Origin of the sequence: Actinomadura sp. NAK00032 (assembly GCF_013364275.1) — a bacterium.
In the GTDB taxonomy this organism is placed as follows: domain Bacteria; phylum Actinomycetota; class Actinomycetes; order Streptosporangiales; family Streptosporangiaceae; genus Spirillospora.
The window spans coordinates 319,081-341,238 of sequence record NZ_CP054932.1 but is presented as its reverse complement, the minus strand read 5'-3'; the positions used below and the strand labels follow the sequence as shown (position 1 = coordinate 341,238).

The window sequence follows — 22,158 nt, the reverse complement described above, 5'->3', positions numbered from 1 at the left end:
GGTCTGCTGCTCTCCTCCGGTCAGCGGAACTCGGCCAGCCGGGGACGGATCCCCGCGAGCACCAGCAGGGCGATGACGGCGGTCCCGACGGGCGGGACGGCGTTCCAGCCGCGCAGCCCGCCGTCGGCGTCCGCGATGGCCTTGTCGAAGGCGTCCTGGTGGACGGCCGTCAGCGCGCTGAGCGCCGCGTCGTAGGCGCCGAAGTCGCGGATGGCGTTGGACGTGCGGCCCATCCGCAGGTCGATGGCGCCGGCCCGGTTCCCGGACGCCGCGAGCCGCCGCATCTCGGCGTCGTTGCGCTGGACGACCCGGTACGCCGCCAGCGTCTTCGCCAGCGTGTCCGCTTCACGCCCCTTGTCGGTCGTGCGCGCCTCGTCCCCGAAGAAGCCGAGGAACGGGACGGCGCCCCGCCCCGGCTTGTACGGGGCGACCTTCTGCTCCAGGCCCGCGTAGTAGTTCTCCAGGTTCACCGGCTTGTCGCCGAGGTCCGGGTAGATCACCGCCAGGGACTTGTCGAGGTAGGTCTGCTCGTAGGTGTCGGCGCGGCCCGGGTCGAGCAGGTAGCGGCTCTCGTCGGCGAACGCGCTGTGGCTGATCGCCCGCGCCCGCGACAGCTGGAGGATGGAGTCGAACCCGTCCTCCTTGGCCTTCTTGATGTGGCCCGCGTGCGCCGTCAGCAGGCCCGCGCCGACGGCGGTCAGGACGATCGTGCCGAGCGTCGCCAGCACCAGCGCCGGGTTCAGCATGCGGCGGAACGTCCGCGCCAGGTACAGCTGCGTCGCGATCAGGAGCAGCAGCACGAGCAGGCCGGTGACGGCGACCCAGGTGCGGCCCGCGAGGACCGCCGTGCGCTTCGTCTCGTACGACTGCCGGACGTGCGCGCCGCTGTCGAGCGTGATGTTGTACGCCTTCGGGAGCAGTTGCAGCTTCATCAGGTCGCACGCCTCGCGGTAGGCGTTGATGACCTGGGGCGGCAGCTCGCCCGGCGCGTGGTCGGACTGGGCGTCGAGCTGCATCGCCCGGCCGACCAGCCACTCGTAGCGGCCGAGGCCGTCCAGCACCTCCTGGACGGTCAGCTTCAGCGCGGGGTCGCGGCCGGCGAGCTGCGCGGCCTGCACCGCCGCGGCGTGGGCGTCCGCGCGGCGCTTCTCGTACGTCCGCAGCGACGCGTCGTAGCCGATGCCGAGGTTGTGCTCGCGGCCGATCAGCAGGATGTTCGACACCTGCGCGTCCATGTCGCTGAGCGCGAAGTACAGCGTGCCCGTCGCGACGACCTGCGGGCCCGCGTCGTGCCCGATCGTCTGGACGGAGTCGCGCGCGTTCCCGATCGCGACGGCGAGGACCGCCAGCAGCGCGATCAGCGCGGCGAGGCAGAGCACCGCGTGGGCGCGGATGCGGCCGGGGATCGTCCGCGTCCAGCCGCCCCGGAAGAACGCCCGCAGACGGCCGCCGCGCTGCGGTTTCGCATCGGTGGGGGCCGGGCCGGGAGACGGGGCGGGGGGCACTGGGGCGGGGGGCGTCCGGGGAGCGGGAACCGCCGGCTGCGCGGGACTCATCGTCATGGCGGGCCCTCCTGCAAGGACAGCGTGATGGTCGTCCAAGCGCCCACATGGATGCGGTCGCCGTCACGCATCGGCACCGGCACGTTCACCGGGATCGGCTCGGTCCCGCCGTTCACCGTGGTGCCGTTCGTCGAACCGGGGTCGACGAGGTTCCAGGAGCCGTCCGGCTGCGCCAGCAGGACGGCGTGCAGATGCGACACGCCGGGGTCTTCGGGCGGCGCGCCCAGGTCGATCTCCGGGAGGAGCCCGCGGGACGCGCTGCGCCGCCCGATCCGGACCTGCCCGCCGCGCAGCGGGACGCGGCGCTCCGGGCAGTACGGCGGGAACGTCAGGCCCGCAGCGTCCGGCCCCATCTCGGCGAGGACCGCGTCGAAGTAGGCGCGGTCCGCCGCGACCAGCGCCGACGGCCATGACGACACGGCCGGGGCGCTGCCGGTGCGGGGCTGCGGCACCAGCGGCACCGCCCGCGCCGCGCGGTCGATCGACAGCTCGACCGTATAGAGGGTGCCGGTGTCGAAGTCGTAGCCGTCGGCCTCGCAGAAGCGGCCCGAGCGGGGCGTCCCGCAGTGCGGGCACACCGGCGGCTCGGCCGGGTCGGCGGCTGACGGCGCGGGGGCTGACGGCGCGGGGGCTGACGGCGGGGCGGGGATGGCGTCGCCGCAGACGTCGCAGTACCGACCGTCCGCGGACGTGTGCCCGTTCGGGCAGACCGGCATGGGCCTCAGCCTCCCGCCTCGTCGCCGTGCCGGGTTCGGACGGTCCGGACGGACCGGGTGTCGAGCGACATCTCGTCCGCCTTCGCCACGTCCCGCTTCAGCCGGACGGTGCCGGACGCCTCGTCCACCACGTCCACGACCCGGCCGAGCAGGCCGGAGATCTGCTCGTTCCCGACCTCCCGCGCCAGCACGACCGCGCGGCCGAGCCGGGCGGTCGCGGTGTCCTCGTCGCCGCGGCGCCGCGCCTCCAGGCCCTCCTGGATCGCCTCCGCGAGCTCCGACTGCCCGGTGTGGTGCGCGACCCGCCGGTTGATCGCGGTCGAGCGGGCCTCGTCGTCCGTCCACTCGGCGAGGATGTTCCCGGACCCGAGCACCTGGTCGCCCGCGAGGAGCCTCACCCCCGCCGCCCGCATCTGCCGCCCGATGTCGCCGGGCGGCACCTCGACGCACAGGTGGTACTCGCGGGACTCGCTCCCCCACGCGCCGAGCGGGTAGTCGCCCGTCTGCGCGCCCGAGTCCACACGGCGGTCGGTCAGGTCCTCCACGGCCGGGACCATCTGCTTGACGAACTGGAGCCGCGCCTGCCGCGGGGTCCAGACGCGCATCGCGACGTCCGCGACCTCCTTGCCCATCGCGGCGCGCGTCATCGCCAGGAAGTCGGCCTCCAGGTCGGCGGGGTCGGGGACGTCCAGGAACCCGCCCAGCAGCGCCGAGGTGATCTTGCGCAGCTCGGCGACCTCCCAGTCGGTGCCGACGCCCCGCGCGTCGCACAGGAACTTCCCGGTGCACGCCGCCAGCGCCGCGTCGAGCTCCTCCTCGGACTCGTGCTGGTTCTTGCCGTCGGTCAGCAGGATCGCGTGCCGGACGGCGTCGTCGTGCCCGGCGAACAGCCGCTCGGCGAGCCGCAGCCACGACCCGATCGCCGTCCCGCCGGCCGCCTCCAGCCGCCCGATCGCGTTCACCGCGCCGCGCCGGGACGCCTCGTCCGCCGCGATGAGCCGCTCCCCCTGCGGGTAGACCATCCGCGGCCGGTTCGCGCCCGCGACGACCGCGAAGTGCACGCCGTCCCGCAGCACGTTCACCGCGGCCCGCGCGGCGCGCTTCGCCGCCGCCATCTTGCCCCGGTACGACATCGACCCCGACGTGTCGACGAGGATGATCTCCGCCGCCGGAGCGCCGCCGGCCCCGCCGCCTCCGCCACCGCCTCCACCGCCGCCGCCGGACGAGCGCGCCTCCACGGTCACGATCGCGTGCATCTCCCGCCCGCCCGCCGGAAGGTAGGCGTTCTGGTCCACACGGACGGTGAACTCCGGAAACCCGCTCATCAGCCCCGCTCTCTCCCGGCTCCGGGCGGCGGGCTGGGCAGCACCGCCACCGTCACGTTGTCGTGGCCGCCCGCGTCCAGCGCCGCCCGCAGCAGCCGCCGCGCCGCATCGTCCGGACCGTCGCCGCCCAGCGCGACCGCGTCCTCGTTCCACCGCCGCCGCAGCCCGACGTCGCGGTAGCGGTCTCGGGTCTGGGCGGGCTCGACGCAGGCGGGGCAGGGCGCGATGGGGGTGCGCTGGGGGGCGTTCATCTGATACCTGCAGCGTGGAGACCCCGTCCTTCAGGGCGGGGAGGAAACGCGGGATGCTCGGGCACGTTGACTCTCCGGGTTCTGTCGGTGGCGGTCGGTACGGTCGGTGCGTGTCCCGGTACCGGCTGTGCCCGACCCCTGCCCAGGAGGCTGGGCTGCTGGAGCACTGCTCGCATGCCCGGTTCGTATGGAATTTGGCTGTGGAGCAGCAGGCATGGTGGACGCCTCGGCGGGGTCCGGCGCCGGGGTATGCCGCGCAGGCCCGGCAGTTGACCGAGGCTCGTGCCGCGTTCGGGTGGCTGGCGGCCGGTTCGCAGACAGTGCAGCAGCAGGCGCTTCGGGACTTCGCGCAGGCGATGGCGAACTTCTTCGCGGGCACGCACCGGCGTCCGACGTGGCGTAAGGCCGGGGTGCACGAGGGTTTCCGGATCGTCGGGGTGCGCGGCCGTGCGTGGGATGTGCGGCGGCTGGGCCGCCGCACCGGTGAGGTGCGGGTCCCCAAAGTGGGCTGGGTGCGGTTCCGCTGGTCCAGCCCCGTCCCGCCCGGGGTGAAATCGTTCCGAATGACCCGCGACCGCGCCGGACGCTGGCACGTCGCATTCGCCACGATCCCCGACCCGGTGCCCGCGCCCGGTAACGGTGAGGCGGTCGGTGTGGATCGGGGCGTGGCCGTGTCCGCCGCGTTGTCCACCGGCCAGACCAGCACCGTGCCGGGCCTGACGCCGGGTGAGGCCGAGCGGCTGCACCGGCTGCTGCGCCGCCTGGCCCGTGCGAACCCGGGTTCGAACCGCCGTGCCCGCGTCAAGGCCGCCATAGCCGGGCTCAGAGCACGTGAGGCCGACCGCCGCAAGGACTGGGTGGAGAAGACCTCGACGGATCTGGCGCGCCGCTTCGACCTGATCGCCGTCGAGGACCTCAACATCGCCGGGATGACCCGGTCGGCCCGCGGCACCATCGACGCACCCGGCACCGGGGTTCGGGCCAAGGCCGGGCTCAACCGCTCGATCCTCGCGGCGGGGTGGGGCCGGCTCGTCACCCGGCTGGAACACAAGGCACCCGGACGCGTCGTCCGAGTCGACCCGCGTTACACGTCGCAGACCTGCAACGCCTGCGGGCACCGCGCCCCGGACAACCGCGAGAGCCAAGCGGTGTTCCGATGCGTCGCCTGCGGGCACCGGGCCAACGCCGACATCAACGCCGCCCGCAACATCAAAGACACCGCCGTGGGACGCACGGTGGCCGCGCGGGGAGGCAGGGCGATGGCCCGGCCGGTGAACCGCGAACCTCAACCTGCTCTCCTGCCTTCGTAGGGGACGGGTTAGAATCCCCGCCTTCGGGCGGGGAGGACGTCAAGGTCAGAAGAGCGTCCTCGGGCGGACGGCGTTGGCGCGTTTGACCATCGCGTGCCGGTGCTCGGCGTCGTCGGCGAGCTTGGCGAGGACGCGGTAGGTGTCCTCCAGCTTGGCGCGCAGGGCGGCCTCGGTCATGTCGGTGCCGAGGATCCGCTGCCGGACGCCGGCCGGGATCGGCGCGCGGCCCGCGCGGAGCCAGGCGAGGGCGGCCGCCAGGACCTCGGCGGTGAACGCGGCGGCCCGCTCGGTGTCGAGGCGCAGCGAGGCCAGGCGGCGGCCCGCCTCGATGAGCACGGCGGCGTTCAGCTCGCCGGGGCTGCGGCCGCGGACGACCGTGGCGACGGCGGCGAGCTGCGCGGCCAGGTAGTGGCTGGAGATGCGGGGGACCGAGTCCAGGACGCGTTCGGCGGCGGCCCGGTCGCCGGCGGCGAGAGAGGTGCGGGCCAGCCCGAACGCGGCGCTGACGTGGGTGGGGTCGGTGCGCCAGACCGTCTGGTGGTAGTGGCTGGCGCTGCGCGTGTCGCCCAGCGTCTCGTAGCAGAACGCGAGCGCCAGCTTCGGCGCCTGCTCGCCGGGTGCCAGGTCGTACAGGTCGTTGAACACGGCGACGGCCTCGCCGCCCTGCCCGCCGGCGAGGGCGCGGACGCCCCGGTACCAGTCGACGCGCCAGTCGTCGGGGGCCTCGGCGGCGATCTCCTCCAGCAGCCGGGCGGCGCCGTCGAGGTCGCCCAGCTCGATGCGGACGCGCACCAGCGCGAGCCGCACCTCACGGGACGCGACGGGGGCCGAGCCGAGCGCGGCGGCCAGCTCGGCCGGGTCGCGGGCGGTGAGCCCGGACAGGAACGCGGCGGCCGGGTCGGCGGCCGACACCAGCGGGACGGGCAGCGCCGCCGCGGCGGCCCGGGGCTCCAGCGGCACCAGGATCGTCGACGGCGCGCCGTCCAGGGCGGTGACGATCTCGGCGCCGGCCGTGGCCTGCTCCGGCCCGAACAGCGGCGACGGCGCGGGGCGGGGGCGCCCGTCCTCGGCGGCCAGCACCTCGCGCAGGACGCCGGTGAGCTGCTCGGCCATCTCGGCGGCGCTCTGGAACCGCCGGGTCGGGTCGGGGTGCGTGGCCCGCCGCAGCAGCCGGTGGTAGGACTCGTGCCGCTGGAACACCGGGACCTCGTGGCGGGGCGGCAGGCTGCGCAGGTGCCGCCCGGTGTAGCCGCGGAACGGGAAGCTGAGGACGGCGAGCGTCCGGCCCACCGTGTGGAGGTCGGAGGTGACCGACGGGCCCTGCGAGCCGATCTCGGGGGCCTGGTAGCCGGGCGTCCCGAAGATCGGGCTGTCCACGTCGAACGCGCGGCGGACCCCGCCGAGGTCGATCAGCTTGAGCTGCTCCTCGGACTGGATCGCGTTGTCCGGCTTGAAGTCGCAGTACAGCAGCCCGACGCCGTGCAGGTAGCCGAGGGCGCTCAGCACCTCCAGCCCGTACGCGATCACCTGGCCGAGCGGCAGCGACGCCTGGTCGCCGTGGTCGGCGCGGATGCTGAGCAGGATGTCCTTCAGCGAGCGCCCGCCGACGTACTCCATCACGATGTAGCCGGAGTCGCCGTGCCGGACGAAGTTGTAGATCTTGACGATGTTGGGGTGCTCGACCTCGGCGAGGAACGCGCGCTCGGCGGTCGCGGCGGCGAGCGAGTCGGCGTCCCCGGTGTCGAGCAGGCCCTTCAGCACGACCCAGCGCTCGCTGACGTTGTGGTCGCGGGCCAGGTACACCCAGCCGAGGCCGCCGTGCGCGAGGCAGCCGAGCACCTCGTACTGGCCGCCGACCAGTTCGCCCGCGCGCAGCTTCGGGGTGAACGAGAACGGGTGCCCGCAGCTGCGGCAGAACCCCTCGGTACGGCCGGGGCGCCCGTTGCGGCTGCGGCCGACCTTCTCGTCGCAGCGGCTGCAGAAGCGCCGGTTCTCCGGCACCTCCGGGTTCTCCATGATCGCCGAGGCGGGGTCGCGGGCCGGGACGGGCGGGACCTCGACGAGCCCGGCGCCGAGCATCCCGCGCCGGGCCGAGCCGCTGGATCCGGTGCCGCGGGTGCCGCCGCGCGAGGCCGTCCGGCCGGACCCGACCGTCCCGCGGCCGGACCCCGCCGAGCCGCCGGCGGTGCCGCCGGCCGTGCCGCTCGGCGCGGACGTGCGGGGCTCCCTGCTCGTCGGCGGCGCGAACGGCGTCTGCGTGGTGACGGCGGCGACCGGCACCCGGGCGGGCGCCGCGCGCGAGTACCCGCCCTGCGCCGGACCGGCGGCGGCCGGGCCCGCGGGTGCGGGGGCCGGGGTGGGGGTGGGACGGCTCGGGGGCGGGGCCTCGGCGGGCGGAGGCACGGAAGCCGAAGCGGGGCCCGAAGCCGGGGCGGCAGCCGGGCCGGGAGCGGGAGCGGGAGCCGGGGCCATGCCGCAGACGTCGCAGAAGCCGTCCGCGTCCACCTGGCCCGTGCAGCCGGGCTGGGTGCATCGGTTCATCGCCGCGTCCCCGTCTCGGTCTCGGTCACCCTGATCGCCCGCTGGTACTCGGCCAGCAGCGCCGTCGCGCGGCGCAGGTCGCAGGGGGCCGTCCACAGCACTTCGCGGGCCTCCCCGTACAGGCCGGTGAGCAGCTCGTCCTCGGCCAGGCCGAGCCGGGCCGCCTTCGCGCGGTACGCCTCGAGGCGGCCGCGCAGCTCGCCGCGCCGGTCCAGCAGGCCGGCACTGAGACGCAGCTCACCGCGTGCCCGTTCCAGCGCGTCCTCGGCGGCGCGCTCCAGCTCGGCGAAGCGGCCCGCCATCTCCACCCAGCGGCCCGCCTCGCGGAGCCGTTCGAGGGCGGCGAGCCGGTCGCGCAGGGCCGCGCCGAGGCCCTCCGGCGGCGCCGGCAGGTTCGGCGAGTGGATCTTGGCGAGGACGGTCGCGTAGGTGTCGAGGGCCCGCCGCCCGGTCTCCTCCGTCTCCTCGATCACGGCCGTGATCCGGGCGACGAGGTCGGCGTACTCGTCCCGCATCCGGGCGACCCCGGCGAGCTCGTCGCCGAGCGCGGTCAGCACGGTGCGGACGCGGTCGAGGCGGGCGGTGTCGGGGCGGCCGTCGCGGACGAGCGACAGCGGGTCGGTGCGGACGACGCGGCCGAGCGCGGTCAGTTCCCGGCCGACCCGGTCCAGCTCGGGGTGGCGGGTGCCGTCCAGCGTGTGCGCGAGCCGCGTCGCGGCCCGCCAGCTCTCCTCGGCCTCCTCCAGCGGCACCAGCAGGACCGTCCAGGCCGCGTCGGCGGCGGCGACCTCCCCCGCGACGAACTCGTACGCGTCCGACATCATCGCGACGGCCTCGTCCAACGTGATCCGTTCCTCCTGCGGCCCGAGCAGCGTGCGGTGCTCCAGCGGGATCTCCCCGTCGGGCAGTTCCACCGAGCATCCCGACAGCAGCCCGGACAGCTCCGTCAGCGTCGCCGCGTCCGGCCGGGCCGAGCGTTCGCGCAGCTCGCACGCCTCGTCCAGGACGCTCTGGTAGGCGTCGAAGAGCCGCCACAGCGTCGTCAGCCGGGCCTGCGCGTCCTCCCAGCGGCGCCATGTCTCGCCGGTGAGCCGCGCGCCCGTCAGCAGCCGGACGCCGGGCTGGCGGTCGAGTTCGACCAGGGACGCGGCGATGCGCTCGCGCTCGTCGCGGAGCGTGCGGAGGGCATGGTCGACGCCTTCACGACTCATGGGCGCGGCGGCCCCGGCCCCGCTCTGGTCCAACGTCTGCCCCGCGTTCGCTTCTCCGGTCCCCCCGAGCATGCCCTTCGGCGGTGCCGGTCTGGGAGCACGGACCGGACCACTATCGGACGTTCGCTCGCATACAAGTGTGATCCGTGACACTAACCCAGACAAGGTGCTTTCGCCCATGCCCGCGGCGCAAGCCGTGCGCACGCGGCAAGGCGCGGGCGGGCGCCGAGCCGTACCCTTTGGACCGGGAACGTCGTTGACCGAAGTGACGTTACGACAGGTAGTCCGTCTACGAGAGGAGTGGTGAGTCCGCAGTGTCGGACCCCAGTCATAGACCCGGTGCCCCATGCTGACCGCGGTGCTGGGAGTGCTCGCGGTGATCCTTCTCACCGCCGCCACCGGGTACTTCGTCGCCCAGGAGTTCGCCTACGTCGCCGCGGACCGCGCGACCCTGGAGCAGGCCGCCGAGAGCGGCGACACGTCCGCCAAGAGAGCGCTGAAGGTCATCAGCCGGGTGTCGTTCATGCTGTCGGGCGCGCAGCTCGGCATCACGATGACGACTCTGGTCGTCGGCTTCATCGCCAAGCCCGCCCTCGCAGAGCTGATACAGCCGCTGCTTGAGGTGCTGGGCGTCCCCGTAGGCGCCACTGGCGCGATCGCACTCGCGACGGGCTTCGTCCTGGCGACGCTCATCCAGATGCTTCTGGGCGAGCTGTTCCCCAAGAACCTCGCGCTGGCGCGGGCGGAGTCGCTCGCGCGCGCTCTGGCGTCGTCCACCCTCGTGTACCTGACGGTCGCGGGCCCCATCATCCGGCTGTTCGACCGCGCCGCCGAGCGGCTGCTGCGCGCCGTGGGCGTCGAGCCCGTGGAGGAGCTGCACAGCGGAGCGACGCTGGAGGAGCTCGGCGACATCATCGGCAGGTCGAGCAGCACCGGGCACCTGCCCGCCGACCTGTCCGGCCTGCTCGACCGGGCCCTGTCCTTCGGCGACCTGACGGCCGACGAGGTCATGGTGCCGCGCCCGCAGGTCCGCGCGCTGCCCTCGACCGCGCCCGTCGGCGAGTTGATCGCGCTGATCCGGGAGACCGGGCACAGCGCCTACCCCGTCTACGGGACGGAGGTCGACGACGTCGTCGGCGTCGCGGGCGTCCGCGAGGTCGCCGACGACACCCTCGACCCGGCCACCCCGGTCGGCGAGATCGCCCGCCCCGCGCTGCTCGTCCCCGGCAGCCAGCCGCTGTACGGGGTCATCGAGCACATGCGCGACTCCCGGCAGGAGTTCGCCTGCGTCGTGGACGAGTACGGCGGCCTCGCCGGCATCCTCACCTTCGAGGACGTCGCCGAGGAGCTGGTCGGCGAGATCACCGACGAGACCGACGGGTTCGAGGTCGTCCCGACGTCCGGGCCGGACGGGTCCTGGCTCGTCGACGCCGGCATGCGCATCGACGAGGTCGGCCGACTCACCGGGCTCGGCCTGCCGGAGGGCGACGCCTACGACACCATCGGCGGGCTCGTCATGGCCGAGCTGCGCCGCCTCCCGCGCGCCGGCGACCGCCTCACCGTCGCCCTCGACAGCGGCTCCGTCGAGCTGGAGGTCGTCAGCCTGGCCCGCCGCGTCGCCGAGAAGATCCTGATCAGGACGGCCCCGGCGGCCGTCCCGGCGCCGCGCTCGCCGTCGGTGGAGGTGTCATGAGCCCGCTGCCGTCGCTGCTGATCACCGTCCTGCTGCTGCTCGGGAACGGCTTCTTCGTCGCGGCCGAGTTCGCGCTCGTCGCCGCCAACCGCGGGCAGCTGGAACGCGCCGCCGCCAAGGGCAGCCGCCCCGCCGTCGCCGCCGTCGCGGGCGTCCGGGAGCTGTCGCTGATGCTCGCCGGAGCGCAGTTCGGCATCACGATGTGCTCGCTGGGCCTCGCGATCGTCACCGAGCCCGCGTTCGAGCACTTCCTCGAACCGCCGCTGCACGCCCTCGGCGTCCCCGAGGCGGGCGTCACGGCCATCGCGCTCGGCACCGCGCTCGCCGTGGTGACGTTCCTGCACATGGTCATCGGGGAGATGGCGCCGAAGTCGTGGGCGATCGCGCACCCGGAGCGGTCGGCGCTGATCCTGGCGCTGCCGTTCCGCGCGTTCGCGAAGGTGTCGCGGCCGATCCTGTCGTCGCTGAACGCGACGACGAACGCGCTGCTGCGGCTCTTCCGCGTCACGCCCAAGGACGAGCTGGACAGCCACACCGACCCGGCCCGGCTCAGCCACCTGGTCGGCGAGTCGCGCCGCCTCGGCCTCATCGGGCGGCACGACCACGAGCTGCTCCGCCGCGCCATCTCCGCCCGGGAGGCGACCGTCGGGCGGCTCGTCGTGCCCGCCACGTCCGTCACGACGATCGGCGCGGACGCGACCGCCGCGCAGATCCGCCGGACCGCCACCGCGAGCGGCCACAACCGGCTGCTCGTCCGGTCCGGGGACGGGGCGATGACCGGCATCGTGCACGTCCGGGCCGCCATCACCGAGCCGGACGGGGACCGCCGCGCCGACGACCTGGCGCACCCGGCGCCCGTCCTGACGGCGGAGACGACCGTCCTGGACGCGGTCAGCCGCATGCGCCGCGACCGCGCCCAGCTCGCCGTGGTGAACGACGAGCGCGGCGAGTTCGCGGGCATCGTCACCCTGGACGACCTCCTGGCGGAGCTACTGGCGACGAACCCGCACTGACACAGGCCGCGTACCTGCGACGACAGCGCAGTTGTCGAGGTGCTGCAACGGGATTCGTGGTTCATCGTGGACCTATGAGGAAGCACAGCCACGGGCACGGGCACGGCCACGGGCACGGTTTGCGTCCGCACTCCCACGAGGCGGCCGACAAGGTGGACTCGGCACTGGAGGCCAGCGCGCAGGGCCTGCGCGCCCTGTGGATCTCACTCGCGGGCCTGGGCGCGACCACCGTCCTCCAAGCGGCGGTGGTCGCGCTCACCGGCTCGGTGGCGCTCCTGGGCGACACCCTCCACAACGCGGCGGACGCGCTGACGGCCGTCCCGCTGGGGATCGCGTTCCTCCTCGGCAGGCGCCCGCCTACACGCCGCTACACCTACGGCTACGGGCGTGCCGAAGACCTCGCCGGCGTCGTCATCGTGCTGGCGATCGCCGCGTCCTGTGTCATCGCGGGCTACGCGGCCATTGAGCGGCTGGCTCATCCACAGCCTGTGGACCATCTGCCCGCTGTGGTCGGCGCCGCCTTGGTGGGCTTCCTGGGCAACGAACTCGTGGCCCGCTACCGCATCCGTGTAGGACGCCGCATAGGCTCGGCCGCCCTCGTCGCAGACGGCCTCCACGCCCGCACGGACGGCTTCGCTTCCCTGGCCGTCCTCCTGGGGGCCGTGGGCATCGCCCTGGGCGCCCCCTGGGCCGACCCGGTAGTGGGCTTGCTCATCACCGTCGCGATCTCGTTCCTCCTCTGGCAGACGGCCCGCGAAGTGTGGCGCCGCCTGATGGACGCTGTGGACCCGGACCTCGTCGACCGCGCCGAAGCCGCCCTCGCCGCCACCCCGGGCGTCCTGTCCGTGGGCGACGTCCGCCTCCGTTGGATCGGCCACAATCTGCGCGCCGAATGCGACGTCGTCGTCGACCCCGCCAGCACCGTCGTCCGGGCCCACAAGGTGGCCGTGGACGCCGAGCACAGCCTGCTGCACGCGCTGCCGCGCCTGTCCGGCGCCGTCGTCCACCCCGACCCCGAACCCCGCCCCGGTGAAGATCACCACGCCGCCCTCGCGGGCCACCGCTGATCCTTGACCTGTGAGACGTTAGTCCTCTGCAGAAGGGGAAAAAGGGCCCCGGAGGGTCGATCTGGGACGGGATGAAGTCGTGAAACAGCCGGCAGACGCCAACGATCCGGACGAGCAGGACCCGACGCACGCACCGGCCGCCCCAGAACCCGCCACGCCGTCGGCCGACGCGGAGGCCGCTCCGGAAGACGAACCCGAGGTGGACGTCCGGTCCGCGCTGGAGACCGTGCCACTCGACGGCGAGGGTTCCACACCGCCGCTGGGCACGGACGTCGCCGACTGGGGCGGCGCCGAACTGGTCGAGAGCGTCTACGGCCCGCTGAGCGAGTTCTACGAGCAGCTCGACGCGCGACTCAGGGAGGCGCCCGAAGACGCCCCACCGGTGGGCTGGGCGCCGCACATCGCCGCCTTGCGCGCGTTGCGGGACGAGCGCCTCACGGGCGACTGGGAGGTACTCGCCCGCTTCCTGGTCGCGCCCGCGTCGCTGGAGGAGACCGAGGCCCTGCGCCTCGTCCACGTGGAACCGGGCGCCGAGGCCGAGGCCGTCCGGAAGGTGATCAAGGAGCTCACGGCATCGGACGAGCGCGCCCTCCTCATCGCCCCCACCCCGGAGCAGGCCGCCGACCTCCTACGGACCATGGAGGACGACCCCGAGGTCTTCTCCCTGCTGATCGAGACACGCCCAGAGACAGCCGAGGCCCGATCAGTCCAGACCCGCGCATTGCCACCCATCAAGGACGCTCCGCCCCCCGCAGAGCCCCCGCCAGTACGAGAACCGGGGTCCCACGGCACGGTCGAGTTCAAGCCCCTACGCGGCCCGTCCACCCCAGCCGAAAGCGCCTCCGCCGTCACCCGAGCGGAGCCCTTGCCAGCCCTCCCAGACGAACCGGCCGCCGACACCACCCGAGTCCAAGCACTCCCCACACTCCCAGACGACCTGGACGACGCTGCCGCACCGTCTGCCACCACACCAGCCAAACCACTACCCGCACCCCCAGGCGAGAGCACACACACCGCGCAAGACGAGACGCCAGCCACTGCACCGCCCCACGCGGACGCCGACGACAGTGCGTCCGACATCACCAGAGCCGAACCACTGCCCGCGCTGCCAGAAGAGAGCACGCACGCCGCGCAGGGCGAGACGTCGGCCGCTACATCGGCCCAAGCGGATGCAGACGACAGTGCATCTGACATCACGCGGGCCGAACCACTGCCCATACCGCCAGACGAGGACGCACACGCGGCGCAGAGCGATGCACCGGCCGCTGCCCCGGCCCAAGCGGAAACAGGCGACAGCGCATCCGACGTCACACGGGCTGAGCCGCTGGCCGTGCCGGCGGGCGAGGGCGCGTATGTCGCGCAGGATGAAGCACTGACCACGCCTTCGGACGAACCAGGTCTGCGTGACGGCGCGCGGGAGGAGGCGTTGGCCGGGGCGTCGGCGCCGGAGAGTCGGGTGCGGGGGGCGGCGCTGCGGCCGGTCGGGGATGCGTGGCGGCAGGCTTGGGAGACCGAGGTGCGGATGCTGCGGCGCGGGCTGATGTGGCTGGAGCAGTGGCCGCGGGACGCGGCGGCGCTCCAGGCCGTCCAGGCGGAGAATCTGCGGCGCGGCGAGGAGCTGGAGGTCGAGCAGGCGGCGCTGCGGGACGCCATTGAGGAAGCGCGCTCCATGGCCGTGGAGGCCGAGCAGGCGGCGGTGGAGGCCGAGGCGGAGGCGGAGCGGCTCGAAACCGTCCAGGAGGAGGCCGAGGCGGAGCTGGTGGAGCCGCGCGCTGAGGCGGACCGGCTCCAGGCGGAGGCCGATCAGGCGGCGGACGAGGCGACCGCCATGACGCGGACGGCCGAGGCGTCCTACGCGCGGTGCGCGCAGTTGGACGAGCGGGCGAAGACGGCGCAGGCCGAGTTGCAGGGCGCGCGGCAGGCGGAGGCGTCCCTCACCGATGAGCTCGCGCGGGCGCGCGAGGCGCTGCCAGGGGCGGCGGAGGAGGCGCACCGGCTGACGGCGGCGGACGCGGACGCCGCCGCCGAGGGCCACGCCGCCTACTACCGGCTGGTGTCGGCGGAGTCGGCGCTGTCGGGGGTCCGGAGGAAGATGACGCTGGGCCAGAAGCTGCATGTGGCGTCGCCGCCGTCCGATCTCAAGAGCCTGCGTGCCGAGGTCAAGGCGCGGACCAGGGAGGCGGACGAGGCGGCCAAGCGCGCGCGGGAGGCCAAGGACCTCGCCGAGCACGCGGAGCGGGTGCGGCGGGGGCTGGCGTCGTTCGTGTCGGAGGGCGGGGCGCGCCTGAAGCACGCGCAGGAGGCCCAGCAGCGGCTCGGCACCGAGCTGACGTGGCTGGCGGGCGAGCGGGAGAAGGCCGGGGCCGAGCACCAGGAGCACGCCCGGCGGGCGTCGGAGGCCGTGGAGCACGCGACGGAGTCGGGTGTGCGCGCGCGTGCCGCGCAGCAGGTGGCGCAGGAGATCGAGGGCCGGGCGACCGCCGCGCGGACGTCCCGTGAGGCGGCGCTGGCAGCGGTGGGCCGGGCGCGGGCGGACGCGGAGGCCGCCGCCGCGCGGGCGGCGGAGACGGCCACGGTGCTCGACCGGCGAAGCGCCGAGGCGTCGGAGGAGATGTCGGTCCGGGAGAGCGATCTGGAGGCGGTCGCGCAGGCCGAGGCCCGGACGCGGGAGAACGTCGCGGAGATCTGCGGCGCCGATCCGAGCGAGGACCCCGGCGCCGTCCCGGCGCACCAGCGGCGGGCGATGGCCAGGATCGAGCAGCTCACCGGCTATCTGGAGGGCACGCGGGCGGCGGACGGCGAGGTCCTGCTCCGCACCGCCGACGTCGTCGTGGGGACGCCGCTCGGCGCCGCGCTGACCGCGCCCGAGCAGGAGTTCGACGCGTTGATCGCCGCGGACGCGGGGTCGCTGACGGACGCCGAGTTCCTCATCGGGGCCGTCCGGACGCGCCGCTGGGTGCTGGTCGGCGCGCTCGGGTCGCGGCCGCCGGAGTACCGCGAGTACGCGGGCGGGCCGGCTCCAGAGCTGAGCCCGTTCGAGCGCGCCGCCGTCGCCGCCGAAGGCTAACCGCGCGAGCGGTTCGTTCAAGACCGGGGACGGTGGAGCGGCCGACACTGGCCGCCATGACCGAGCAGACCTTCACGCCCGCATTGGGCCGTTTCGCGTTGCCCCGCCTCTACGACTCCGTGATCGCGCTGACACGGGAGCGGCTGTGGCGGAGCATGGTCGCCATGCATGCGGCGCTGCGGGACGGCGACGTCGTCGTGGACGTCGGCTGCGGCACGGGGTCGCTGGCCCTGCTGCTGCACGCGGTCGAGCCGGGCGCGCGGGTTATCGGCGTCGATCCCGATCCGGAGGTGCTCGCGATCGCCCGCAGCAAGCCGGGTGCCGAAGCGGTGGAGTGGCGGGCCGGTATGGGGGACGCGCTCACGGACATCGTGGACGCCGGGTCCGCAGACACCGTGGTGTCCAGCCTCGTTCTGCATCAGTGCCCCGTGCCGGTGAAGCAGGCGATCCTGGTCTCGATGCTCGAAACGCTGCGGCACGGCGGAAGGCTCGTGGTCGCCGATTACGGGGCGCAGCGCACCCATCCGATGCGCCTGGCCTTTCGCATGGTGCAGTTCGCGGACGGCCGTGAGGACACGCAGTTCAACGCGGACGGCGCCTTGCCGGGGCTCATGTCCGAGGTCGGTTTCCGCCAGGTGCGGGAGGCGGGGACGGTGTCAACGGTCACCGGCTCGATCTCGCTCTATACCGCTCGCCGCGGCTAGGGCGCGGACGGCCTCCGCAGGAGTGAGGCCCATCATCCGGCGCATTTCCCGGGTGAAGTGGGATTGGTCGGCGAAACCGCCCGTGAGCGCGGCGACGCTCAGCGGCTGCCCTTCGCGCAGTGCCTCCGCCGAGCGGGCCAGGCGCCGCCAGATGCGCCAGCGGGTGAGCGGCATGCCGAGTTCTGCCCGCGCCAGGGCGCGTAGACGCTGTGGGGAGAGGCTCACCTGCGCGGCCAGGGCCGTCATCGAGGTCTGCTCGTCCAGCAGGGCGCGCATGGCGTCCAGTAGTCGCCCGTCGATTTCGCTGGACGGACGGCCGCCGGCGGCTCGCACGTCCGCCTCGCTAAGGCTGCTCATGGCGGGGGCAGGGGTGATGCCGCTGCCGCAGAGCGCACGCAACTCGTCGGCGAAAGCGCAGTGGGGTTCGACGTAGAAGATGCGCAGGGCCTTCGCCGGGTGGAGGCGGTGACCGACCATGGGCGGCACGAGCAGCGCCACGTCGCGGTGATGGGTTCCGGACGCGTCGTCCATCGCGACCTCACCGTGGACGGCGATGGCCACCTGAAAGGCGGCGTGACGGTGGAGAGTCCCCTCCGTCACGCCGCCCTGGTAGAGCGCGTAGCCGTCGCCGATGGTGAAGTACAACCGCTCCGTCCCGTCCACGCGCCTAGTCGTCGTCGTCCGGGACGAAGAGGTGCAGCAGCCAGCCGACCACACCGACGACGATGGCGCCCCAGAACGCGGGCCAGAAGCCGTCCACGTGGAAGGGCAGTTCGAGACGTTGCGCGACCTCGCTCGTCAGCATGAGCAGCAGTGCGTTCACGACGAGGCCGATGAGCCCCAGCGTGAGGATGTAGAACGCGCACCCGAGCGTCTTGATGATCGGTTTGAGGACGGCGTTGACCAGGCCGAAGATGGCGGCCACCGCGACGAGGGTGAGGACGCGCCTGCCGGTCGTCTGGTCGCCGAGCGAGATGCCGGCGATCAGGACCGTGGCGGCCCACAGGGCGACCGCGGTGATGCCCACCTTGAAAAGAATCCGCACACTACGAGCATCTCCGGGGCGTGCCGCGCACAGCATCCCTCCCCGTGACGATTCGGGCGGGCGGCCGGGTCATCACCAGGTACTAGCGCGTCCTCAGTCGTTCCGCTCGAAGAAGGGGGACGTGGCGGGGATGCGCGACCGGCCGCCCGCGACCCGGACGCCGCCCGGCGCGGTGGTGGCCGGCTCGGGCCGCCCGGGGGGCGGCGCCTGCGGGCCCTGCGGGGCCTGCGCGGGGCGCCGGCCGCCGCTCTGCCGGACGCGGGCGAGCTCCCGCTCCAGGCGGCGCTTCTCCATCTCCAGCGTGGTCAGCGACTCCTGGTGCTCCTCGCGCAGGTCACGCAAGTCCCGGCGGTTGCGGATGCGGCGGGCGGCACCGGTGAAGGTGAGCATCATGCCGATGAGGAAGACGACGGCCACGCCGGCGCCGCTCAGGAACACCTGCCATTCGTTGTTCACGCCCGGCACGCTCTGGCCGAAGACGACGAGGTCGGCTGCGTCGGTGTTGTCCAGGACGACGCCGGCACCGGCTGCGATGGCGGCCGCGACCAGGAGAAAACCGAGGAACACCATGGGCGGATCTCCTCTGCAGTGACTCCGGAGGGGGGACGGAGGATGACCACGATGCCAGATTGAAACGGGATCATGTCGCATTCGCGGCATAAATCCGTTACGCCCGTCCTCAGCGGGGACGTGTGGGTTCCGGCCGACCGTACCGGGTAATGGACGTGTCATCGCGACGAGATCCCCCGTGGAGGAGCCATGTCTCTGCAGGCCATCGTGTTCGACCTGGACGGGGTCCTGATCGACTCGGAGCCGGTGTGGGAGGAGGTGCGCCGCGGCTACGTCGCCGAGCACGGCGGGCGCTGGCTGCCCGACACCCAGGACCGGCTGATGGGCATGAGCACCGAGGAATGGGCGTCCTACATCGCCACCGACCTCGTGGACGGCGTCACCGCCGAGGAGGTCGCCTACGAGGTGGTCGACCAGATGTCGCAGCGGTACGACGACGGGTTGCCGCTGCTTCCCGGTGCGGAGGACGCCGTTCGGAGGCTCGCCCAGTACCGTCCTCTGGGCTTGGCCAGTTCGTCCCCGCGCGCGCTGATCGACCTGGTGCTCGGGAAGCTCGGCGTGGAGGGCCTGTTCCGCACGACCGTGTCGACCGAGGAGGTCGAGAACGGCAAACCGGCCCCGGACGGGTACCTCACCGTGGCCGCCCAGATGGACGTCACGCCCGGGAACTGCGTCGCCATCGAGGACTCCAGCAACGGGCTCCGCTCAGCGCACGCCGCCGGGATGACGGTCATCGCGATCCCGCGCCCCGCACACCCGGCCTCGGAGGACGCCCTGGCCCTCGCCGCGCACGTCGCGTCCGACCTGAGCGAGGTCACCCCGGACCTGGTGGAGGTTATCCACAGGTAGGCGTTCGGGCGGCGGGCGTCGGCGGCGGTTCATAGTATGGGCCGATGACTTCCCCCGAGATCCCGGAGACGCTGGAGACACTGCGGCGCGTGTTCGGCTACGACACGTTCCGGGACGGCCAGCGGGAGATCATCGACCATGTCGTGGCCGGCGGGGACGCGCTCGTCCTGATGCCGACCGGCGGCGGGAAGTCGCTGTGCTACCAGATCCCGGCGCTGGTCCGGAAGGGCACCGGCATCGTGATCTCGCCGCTCATCGCCCTCATGCAGGACCAGGTGGACGCCCTGCGCACCGCCGGCGTCCAGGCGGGCTTCCTCAACTCCACCCAGGACATGGACGAGCGCCGCGTCGTCGAGGCCCAGTTCGTCGCGGGCGAGCTCGACCTGCTGTACCTGGCGCCCGAGCGGCTCCGGCTCGGCGCCACCGTCGACCTCCTCGACCGCGGCGACGTCTCCCTCTTCGCGATCGACGAGGCGCACTGCGTCTCGCAGTGGGGGCACGACTTCCGGCCCGACTACCTGATGCTGTCCGGCCTGCATGAGCGCTGGCCGGACGTCCCGCGCATCGCCCTCACCGCCACCGCGACCGAGGCCACCCGCAAGGAGATCGCGGCCCGCCTCCAGCTCGACCAGGCGAAGCACTTCATCGCGAGCTTCGACCGCCCGAACATCCAGTACCGGATCGAGCCGAAGACCGACGCCAAGCGCCAGCTCCTGCGCCTGCTCCAGACCGAGCACCAGGGCGACGCGGGCATCGTCTACTGCCTGTCCCGCAACTCGGTCGAGAAGCACGCCGCGTTCCTCACCGAGAACGGCATCGAGGCCCTCCCGTACCACGCGGGCCTCGACGCGCAGACCCGCGCCGCGAACCAGGCGCGCTTCCTGCGCGAGGACGGCCTCGTCATCGTCGCGACGATCGCGTTCGGCATGGGCATCGACAAGCCCGACGTCCGCTTCGTCGCCCACCTCGACCTGCCCAAGTCCGTCGAGGGCTACTACCAGGAGACCGGCCGCGCCGGGCGCGACGGCCTGCCGTCCACCGCCTGGCTCGCCTACGGCCTCCAGGACGTCGTCAACCTCCGCAAGATGATCGACGGCGGCGAGGGCGACGCCGCCCACCGGCGCCGGCAGGCCATCCACCTCGACTCCATGCTCGCCCTCTGCGAGACGGTCGAGTGCCGCCGCGTCCAGCTCCTCGACTACTTCGGCCAGTCGGGCGAGCCCTGCGGCAACTGCGACACCTGCCTGACCCCGCCGGAGACCTGGGACGCGACCGTCGCCGCCCAGAAAGTCCTGTCGGTCATCGTGCGCCTCGACCGGGAGCGGCGCCAGAAGTTCGGCGCCGGCCACATCATCGACATCCTGCTCGGCAAGAAGAGCGCCAAGGTCATCCAGTTCGACCACGACTCGCTGAAGCCCTTCGGCGTCGGCGCCGACCTGCGCGAGGCCGAGTGGCGCGGCGTGATCCGCCAGCTCCTCGCGCAGGGCCTCATCGCCGTCGAGAGCAACCACGGCACCCTGCTCCAGACCGACACCAGCGGCGACGTCCTGCGCGGCGAGCGCACAGTGATGATGCGCCGCGAACCCGAACGCCCCGCCACGAAGGCGGCGAAGACCGCCAAGGCCGCGAAGGCCCCGGTCGACCTGCCCGACGAGGCCATGCCGATCTTCGAGCGCCTCCGCACCTGGCGCGCCGCGACCGCCAAGGAGCAGGGCGTCCCCGCCTACGTGATCTTCCACGACGCCACCCTGCGCGAGATCGCCACCGCCCTCCCCACGACCCTCACCGAACTGGGCCGAGTGAACGGCGTAGGCGAGAACAAACTCGCCAAATACGGCACCCAGGTCCTGGAAACCCTCACCCCACCCGACTAGCCCGCCGCCGGTCGGGAAGCGGCTTCGCGGGCGGCGCGGTGGCCTGATTCGACGGCGCCGTCGATGTAGCCGGCCCAGCGGGTCGCCGTCTCCGTGCCCGCCCAGTGCAGGGGGCCGACCGGGCGGCGGAGGGACGGGCCGTAGCGGGTCAGGGTCCCGGGTGTGGCGAAGGCGCCGTAGCAGCCCCGGGAGTACTCCTCCTCCGCCCAGTCCCGCTCGATGTAGGCGATCGGGTCGCGGGCGCGCGGGCCGAAGTAGGCGGCGAGGTCGGCGATGACCTGGGCGCGGCGCTCCTCGGCGGGCAGGCGGGCGGCGATGTCGGCGTGCCGTCCTTCGAGGAAGCCCACGAGGACGCCCGGCGCCCCGCCCTCCGGGGTGTTGTCGAACGTGATCCCGAACGGCCGGCGGTCGCTGGTGACCTGGCCGCTGAACCCGTCCGCGCGCCAGAACGGCTCGTCGTAGGCGACGTTCACCTTGATGACCCGCCCCATCGGCATGCGCTGGACGAGCTGGTCGCGGTCGCCCGGCAGGCCGGGGCTGAACCGGATGCGGGCGGCGAGCGGCGGCGGGACGGCGATGATCGCGCGCCGCGCCCGGATCTCCCGCCCGCCGGCGCGGACGCGGACGGAGCCGTCCGTCCACTCGATGCCCGTCACCGGGGAGTTCAGCGCGACGCGGTCGCCCAGCTCGTCCGCCAACGCGAGCGCGATCCGCTGGGAGCCGCCGGAGACGCGGTCCTGCTGGGCGCCGCCGGTCGTGTCGATCAGCGGGTCGAGCCCGCCGGCGGACGCCATGTAGAAGCCCGCCCACAGCGCCGACATGTCGCCCGCCTCGGCGGAGAAGACGGCCTGCGTGATCAGCCGCATGAACGCGCGGCCCGCGCTCGTGCGCAGGTTCCGGCGGATCCACGTCTCGAAGGTCTGCCCGTCCAGCGCGGCCGCGCGCCGCGCGGCCCACGGCTCGTCCACGGGGATGCCGCGCACCAGGCGGGCGATCTGCAGCTGGCTCTGCGCGATGTCGGCGAGCGCCAGCGGCGACAGCCGGGGGATGCGGCCGGTGTACTCGCCGCGCGTCCTGCCGAGTTCGGCGATGTGCCGCCCCTCGTCGTACGTCGGGTACGTGGGCAGGCCGAGTTCGCGGAGCAGGGCGAGCACCCTGTCCTGACCTGGGCCGACCCATTGGCCGCCGACCTCGATCGGCTCCCCGCCGGGCAGCTCGCCGTTGAGCAGCCGCCCGCCGACCCGGTCGCGGGCCTCCAGGACCGCGACGTCGTGCCCGTCCCGGACGAGGTCACGCGCCGCGACCAGCCCCGCCACACCGGCCCCGATGACCACGATGTCCGCCATGTCCCGCTCCCATG

Annotated in this window: 18 protein-coding genes; 8 read left to right on the top strand and 10 right to left on the bottom strand. The window is 73.6% G+C overall.

The window, feature by feature from the left end; genetic code table 11:
• Positions 1-20 precede the first annotated feature (20 nt).
• From HUT06_RS01695 to HUT06_RS01680, 4 genes are read right to left on the bottom strand one after another with little or no spacing between them, the layout of a single operon-like run.
• Positions 21-1,562, bottom strand: a complete 1,542-nt coding sequence (locus tag HUT06_RS01695; protein ID WP_254714920.1) for a hypothetical protein — start codon at positions 1,560-1,562, stop codon at positions 21-23.
• Positions 1,559-2,278: an FHA domain-containing protein gene (locus HUT06_RS01690; RefSeq protein ID WP_176194070.1), complete on the bottom strand. Its 720-nt coding sequence runs from the start codon at positions 2,276-2,278 to the stop codon at positions 1,559-1,561. Before HUT06_RS01690 ends, HUT06_RS01695 begins: the two co-directional genes overlap by 4 nt.
• Positions 2,279-2,283: 5 nt before the next feature.
• Entirely contained in the window at positions 2,284-3,603 is a 1,320-nt protein-coding gene (locus HUT06_RS01685) for a VWA domain-containing protein (RefSeq protein WP_176194069.1), read from the bottom strand.
• A complete protein-coding gene (locus tag HUT06_RS01680) occupies positions 3,603-3,854 on the bottom strand; it encodes a hypothetical protein (RefSeq protein ID WP_176193776.1) in 252 nt (83 codons plus the stop codon). Before HUT06_RS01680 ends, HUT06_RS01685 begins: the two co-directional genes overlap by 1 nt.
• A 53-nt stretch (positions 3,855-3,907) precedes the next feature.
• Between HUT06_RS01680 and HUT06_RS01675 the strand changes: the two genes are divergently transcribed.
• Complete coding sequence (locus HUT06_RS01675; RefSeq protein ID WP_254714919.1) at positions 3,908-5,164, top strand: transposase; 1,257 nt, start codon at positions 3,908-3,910, stop codon at positions 5,162-5,164.
• 45 nt (positions 5,165-5,209) lie between these two features.
• Here the strand turns inward: HUT06_RS01675 and HUT06_RS01670 are convergent, their stop codons facing one another.
• Together HUT06_RS01670 and HUT06_RS01665 are read right to left on the bottom strand one after the other, a co-directional pair.
• Complete coding sequence (locus tag HUT06_RS01670; protein WP_217711144.1) at positions 5,210-7,705, bottom strand: serine/threonine-protein kinase; 2,496 nt, start codon at positions 7,703-7,705, stop codon at positions 5,210-5,212.
• Positions 7,702-8,916 (bottom strand): hypothetical protein, encoded by a 1,215-nt coding sequence (locus tag HUT06_RS01665; RefSeq protein ID WP_176194067.1) that lies wholly within the window; start codon positions 8,914-8,916, stop codon positions 7,702-7,704. The genes HUT06_RS01670 and HUT06_RS01665 overlap by 4 nt, the downstream gene beginning before the upstream one ends.
• A 346-nt stretch (positions 8,917-9,262) precedes the next feature.
• On the opposite strand from HUT06_RS01665, the gene HUT06_RS01660 reads away from it, so the two are divergent.
• From HUT06_RS01660 to HUT06_RS01640, 5 genes are all read left to right on the top strand, one after another.
• Positions 9,263-10,609 (top strand): hemolysin family protein, encoded by a 1,347-nt coding sequence (locus HUT06_RS01660; protein ID WP_176194066.1) that lies wholly within the window; start codon positions 9,263-9,265, stop codon positions 10,607-10,609.
• Positions 10,606-11,622 (top strand): hemolysin family protein, encoded by a 1,017-nt coding sequence (locus tag HUT06_RS01655; protein ID WP_176194065.1) that lies wholly within the window; start codon positions 10,606-10,608, stop codon positions 11,620-11,622. Before HUT06_RS01660 ends, HUT06_RS01655 begins: the two co-directional genes overlap by 4 nt.
• Before the next feature lie 74 nt (positions 11,623-11,696).
• Complete coding sequence (locus HUT06_RS01650) at positions 11,697-12,689, top strand: cation diffusion facilitator family transporter (RefSeq protein WP_176194064.1); 993 nt, start codon at positions 11,697-11,699, stop codon at positions 12,687-12,689.
• Between the two features lie 79 nt (positions 12,690-12,768).
• Positions 12,769-15,756, top strand: a complete 2,988-nt coding sequence (locus tag HUT06_RS01645; protein ID WP_176194063.1) for a hypothetical protein — start codon at positions 12,769-12,771, stop codon at positions 15,754-15,756.
• A gap of 56 nt (positions 15,757-15,812) precedes the next feature.
• Entirely contained in the window at positions 15,813-16,460 is a 648-nt protein-coding gene (locus HUT06_RS01640; protein ID WP_176194062.1) for a class I SAM-dependent methyltransferase, read from the top strand.
• Here HUT06_RS01640 and HUT06_RS01635 read toward each other — a convergent pair.
• The 3 genes from HUT06_RS01635 to HUT06_RS01625 all read right to left on the bottom strand — a co-directional run bounded on the left by HUT06_RS01635 (position 16,413) and on the right by HUT06_RS01625 (position 18,075).
• Positions 16,413-17,105 carry an AraC family transcriptional regulator gene (locus tag HUT06_RS01635; protein WP_254714918.1) on the bottom strand — a complete coding sequence of 231 codons (693 nt, stop codon included), beginning with the start codon at positions 17,103-17,105 and terminating at the stop codon, positions 16,413-16,415. The genes HUT06_RS01640 and HUT06_RS01635 overlap by 48 nt on opposite strands.
• A gap of 22 nt (positions 17,106-17,127) precedes the next feature.
• The gene (locus HUT06_RS01630; RefSeq protein WP_254714917.1) at positions 17,128-17,505 is read right to left on the bottom strand and encodes a phage holin family protein; all 378 of its coding nucleotides are present in this window, start codon (positions 17,503-17,505) and stop codon (positions 17,128-17,130) included.
• A 93-nt stretch (positions 17,506-17,598) separates the two neighbouring features.
• Positions 17,599-18,075 (bottom strand): hypothetical protein, encoded by a 477-nt coding sequence (locus HUT06_RS01625; RefSeq protein ID WP_176194060.1) that lies wholly within the window; start codon positions 18,073-18,075, stop codon positions 17,599-17,601.
• Between the two features lie 189 nt (positions 18,076-18,264).
• Here HUT06_RS01625 and HUT06_RS01620 point away from each other — a divergent pair, with 189 nt between their 5' ends.
• On the top strand, positions 18,265-18,924 hold the full coding sequence (locus tag HUT06_RS01620; RefSeq protein ID WP_176194059.1) for an HAD family phosphatase: 660 nt from the start codon (positions 18,265-18,267) through the stop codon (positions 18,922-18,924).
• Positions 18,925-18,968: 44 nt separating this feature from the next.
• On the top strand, positions 18,969-20,798 hold the full coding sequence (gene recQ, locus HUT06_RS01615; protein WP_176194058.1) for a DNA helicase RecQ: 1,830 nt from the start codon (positions 18,969-18,971) through the stop codon (positions 20,796-20,798).
• Here recQ and HUT06_RS01610 read toward each other — a convergent pair.
• The gene (locus HUT06_RS01610; protein ID WP_176194057.1) at positions 20,795-22,144 is read right to left on the bottom strand and encodes a flavin monoamine oxidase family protein; all 1,350 of its coding nucleotides are present in this window, start codon (positions 22,142-22,144) and stop codon (positions 20,795-20,797) included. The two genes, recQ and HUT06_RS01610, sit on opposite strands and share 4 nt — an antisense overlap.
• Positions 22,145-22,158: the final 14 nt, after the last annotated feature.

Excerpts from the sequence above, each read along its gene's own strand:
- HUT06_RS01685 (WP_176194069.1), bottom strand. The coding sequence starts at position 3,603 with ATGAGCGGGTTTCCGGAGTTCACCGTCCGTGTGGACCAGAACGCCTAC.
- HUT06_RS01665 (WP_176194067.1), bottom strand. The coding sequence starts at position 8,916 with ATGAGTCGTGAAGGCGTCGACCATGCCCTCCGCACGCTCCGCGACGAG.
- HUT06_RS01650 (WP_176194064.1), top strand. The coding sequence starts at position 11,697 with ATGAGGAAGCACAGCCACGGGCACGGGCACGGCCACGGGCACGGTTTG.
- HUT06_RS01620 (WP_176194059.1), top strand. The coding sequence starts at position 18,265 with ATGTCTCTGCAGGCCATCGTGTTCGACCTGGACGGGGTCCTGATCGAC.
- recQ (WP_176194058.1), top strand. The coding sequence starts at position 18,969 with ATGACTTCCCCCGAGATCCCGGAGACGCTGGAGACACTGCGGCGCGTG.
- HUT06_RS01610 (WP_176194057.1), bottom strand. The coding sequence starts at position 22,144 with ATGGCGGACATCGTGGTCATCGGGGCCGGTGTGGCGGGGCTGGTCGCG.
- HUT06_RS01675 (WP_254714919.1), top strand. The coding sequence starts at position 3,908 with ATGCTCGGGCACGTTGACTCTCCGGGTTCTGTCGGTGGCGGTCGGTAC.
- HUT06_RS01625 (WP_176194060.1), bottom strand. The coding sequence starts at position 18,075 with ATGGTGTTCCTCGGTTTTCTCCTGGTCGCGGCCGCCATCGCAGCCGGT.
- HUT06_RS01670 (WP_217711144.1), bottom strand. The coding sequence starts at position 7,705 with ATGAACCGATGCACCCAGCCCGGCTGCACGGGCCAGGTGGACGCGGAC.
- HUT06_RS01680 (WP_176193776.1), bottom strand. The coding sequence starts at position 3,854 with ATGAACGCCCCCCAGCGCACCCCCATCGCGCCCTGCCCCGCCTGCGTC.
- HUT06_RS01655 (WP_176194065.1), top strand. The coding sequence starts at position 10,606 with ATGAGCCCGCTGCCGTCGCTGCTGATCACCGTCCTGCTGCTGCTCGGG.
- HUT06_RS01690 (WP_176194070.1), bottom strand. The coding sequence starts at position 2,278 with ATGCCGGTCTGCCCGAACGGGCACACGTCCGCGGACGGTCGGTACTGC.
- HUT06_RS01640 (WP_176194062.1), top strand. The coding sequence starts at position 15,813 with ATGACCGAGCAGACCTTCACGCCCGCATTGGGCCGTTTCGCGTTGCCC.
- HUT06_RS01695 (WP_254714920.1), bottom strand. The coding sequence starts at position 1,562 with ATGACGATGAGTCCCGCGCAGCCGGCGGTTCCCGCTCCCCGGACGCCC.
- HUT06_RS01660 (WP_176194066.1), top strand. The coding sequence starts at position 9,263 with ATGCTGACCGCGGTGCTGGGAGTGCTCGCGGTGATCCTTCTCACCGCC.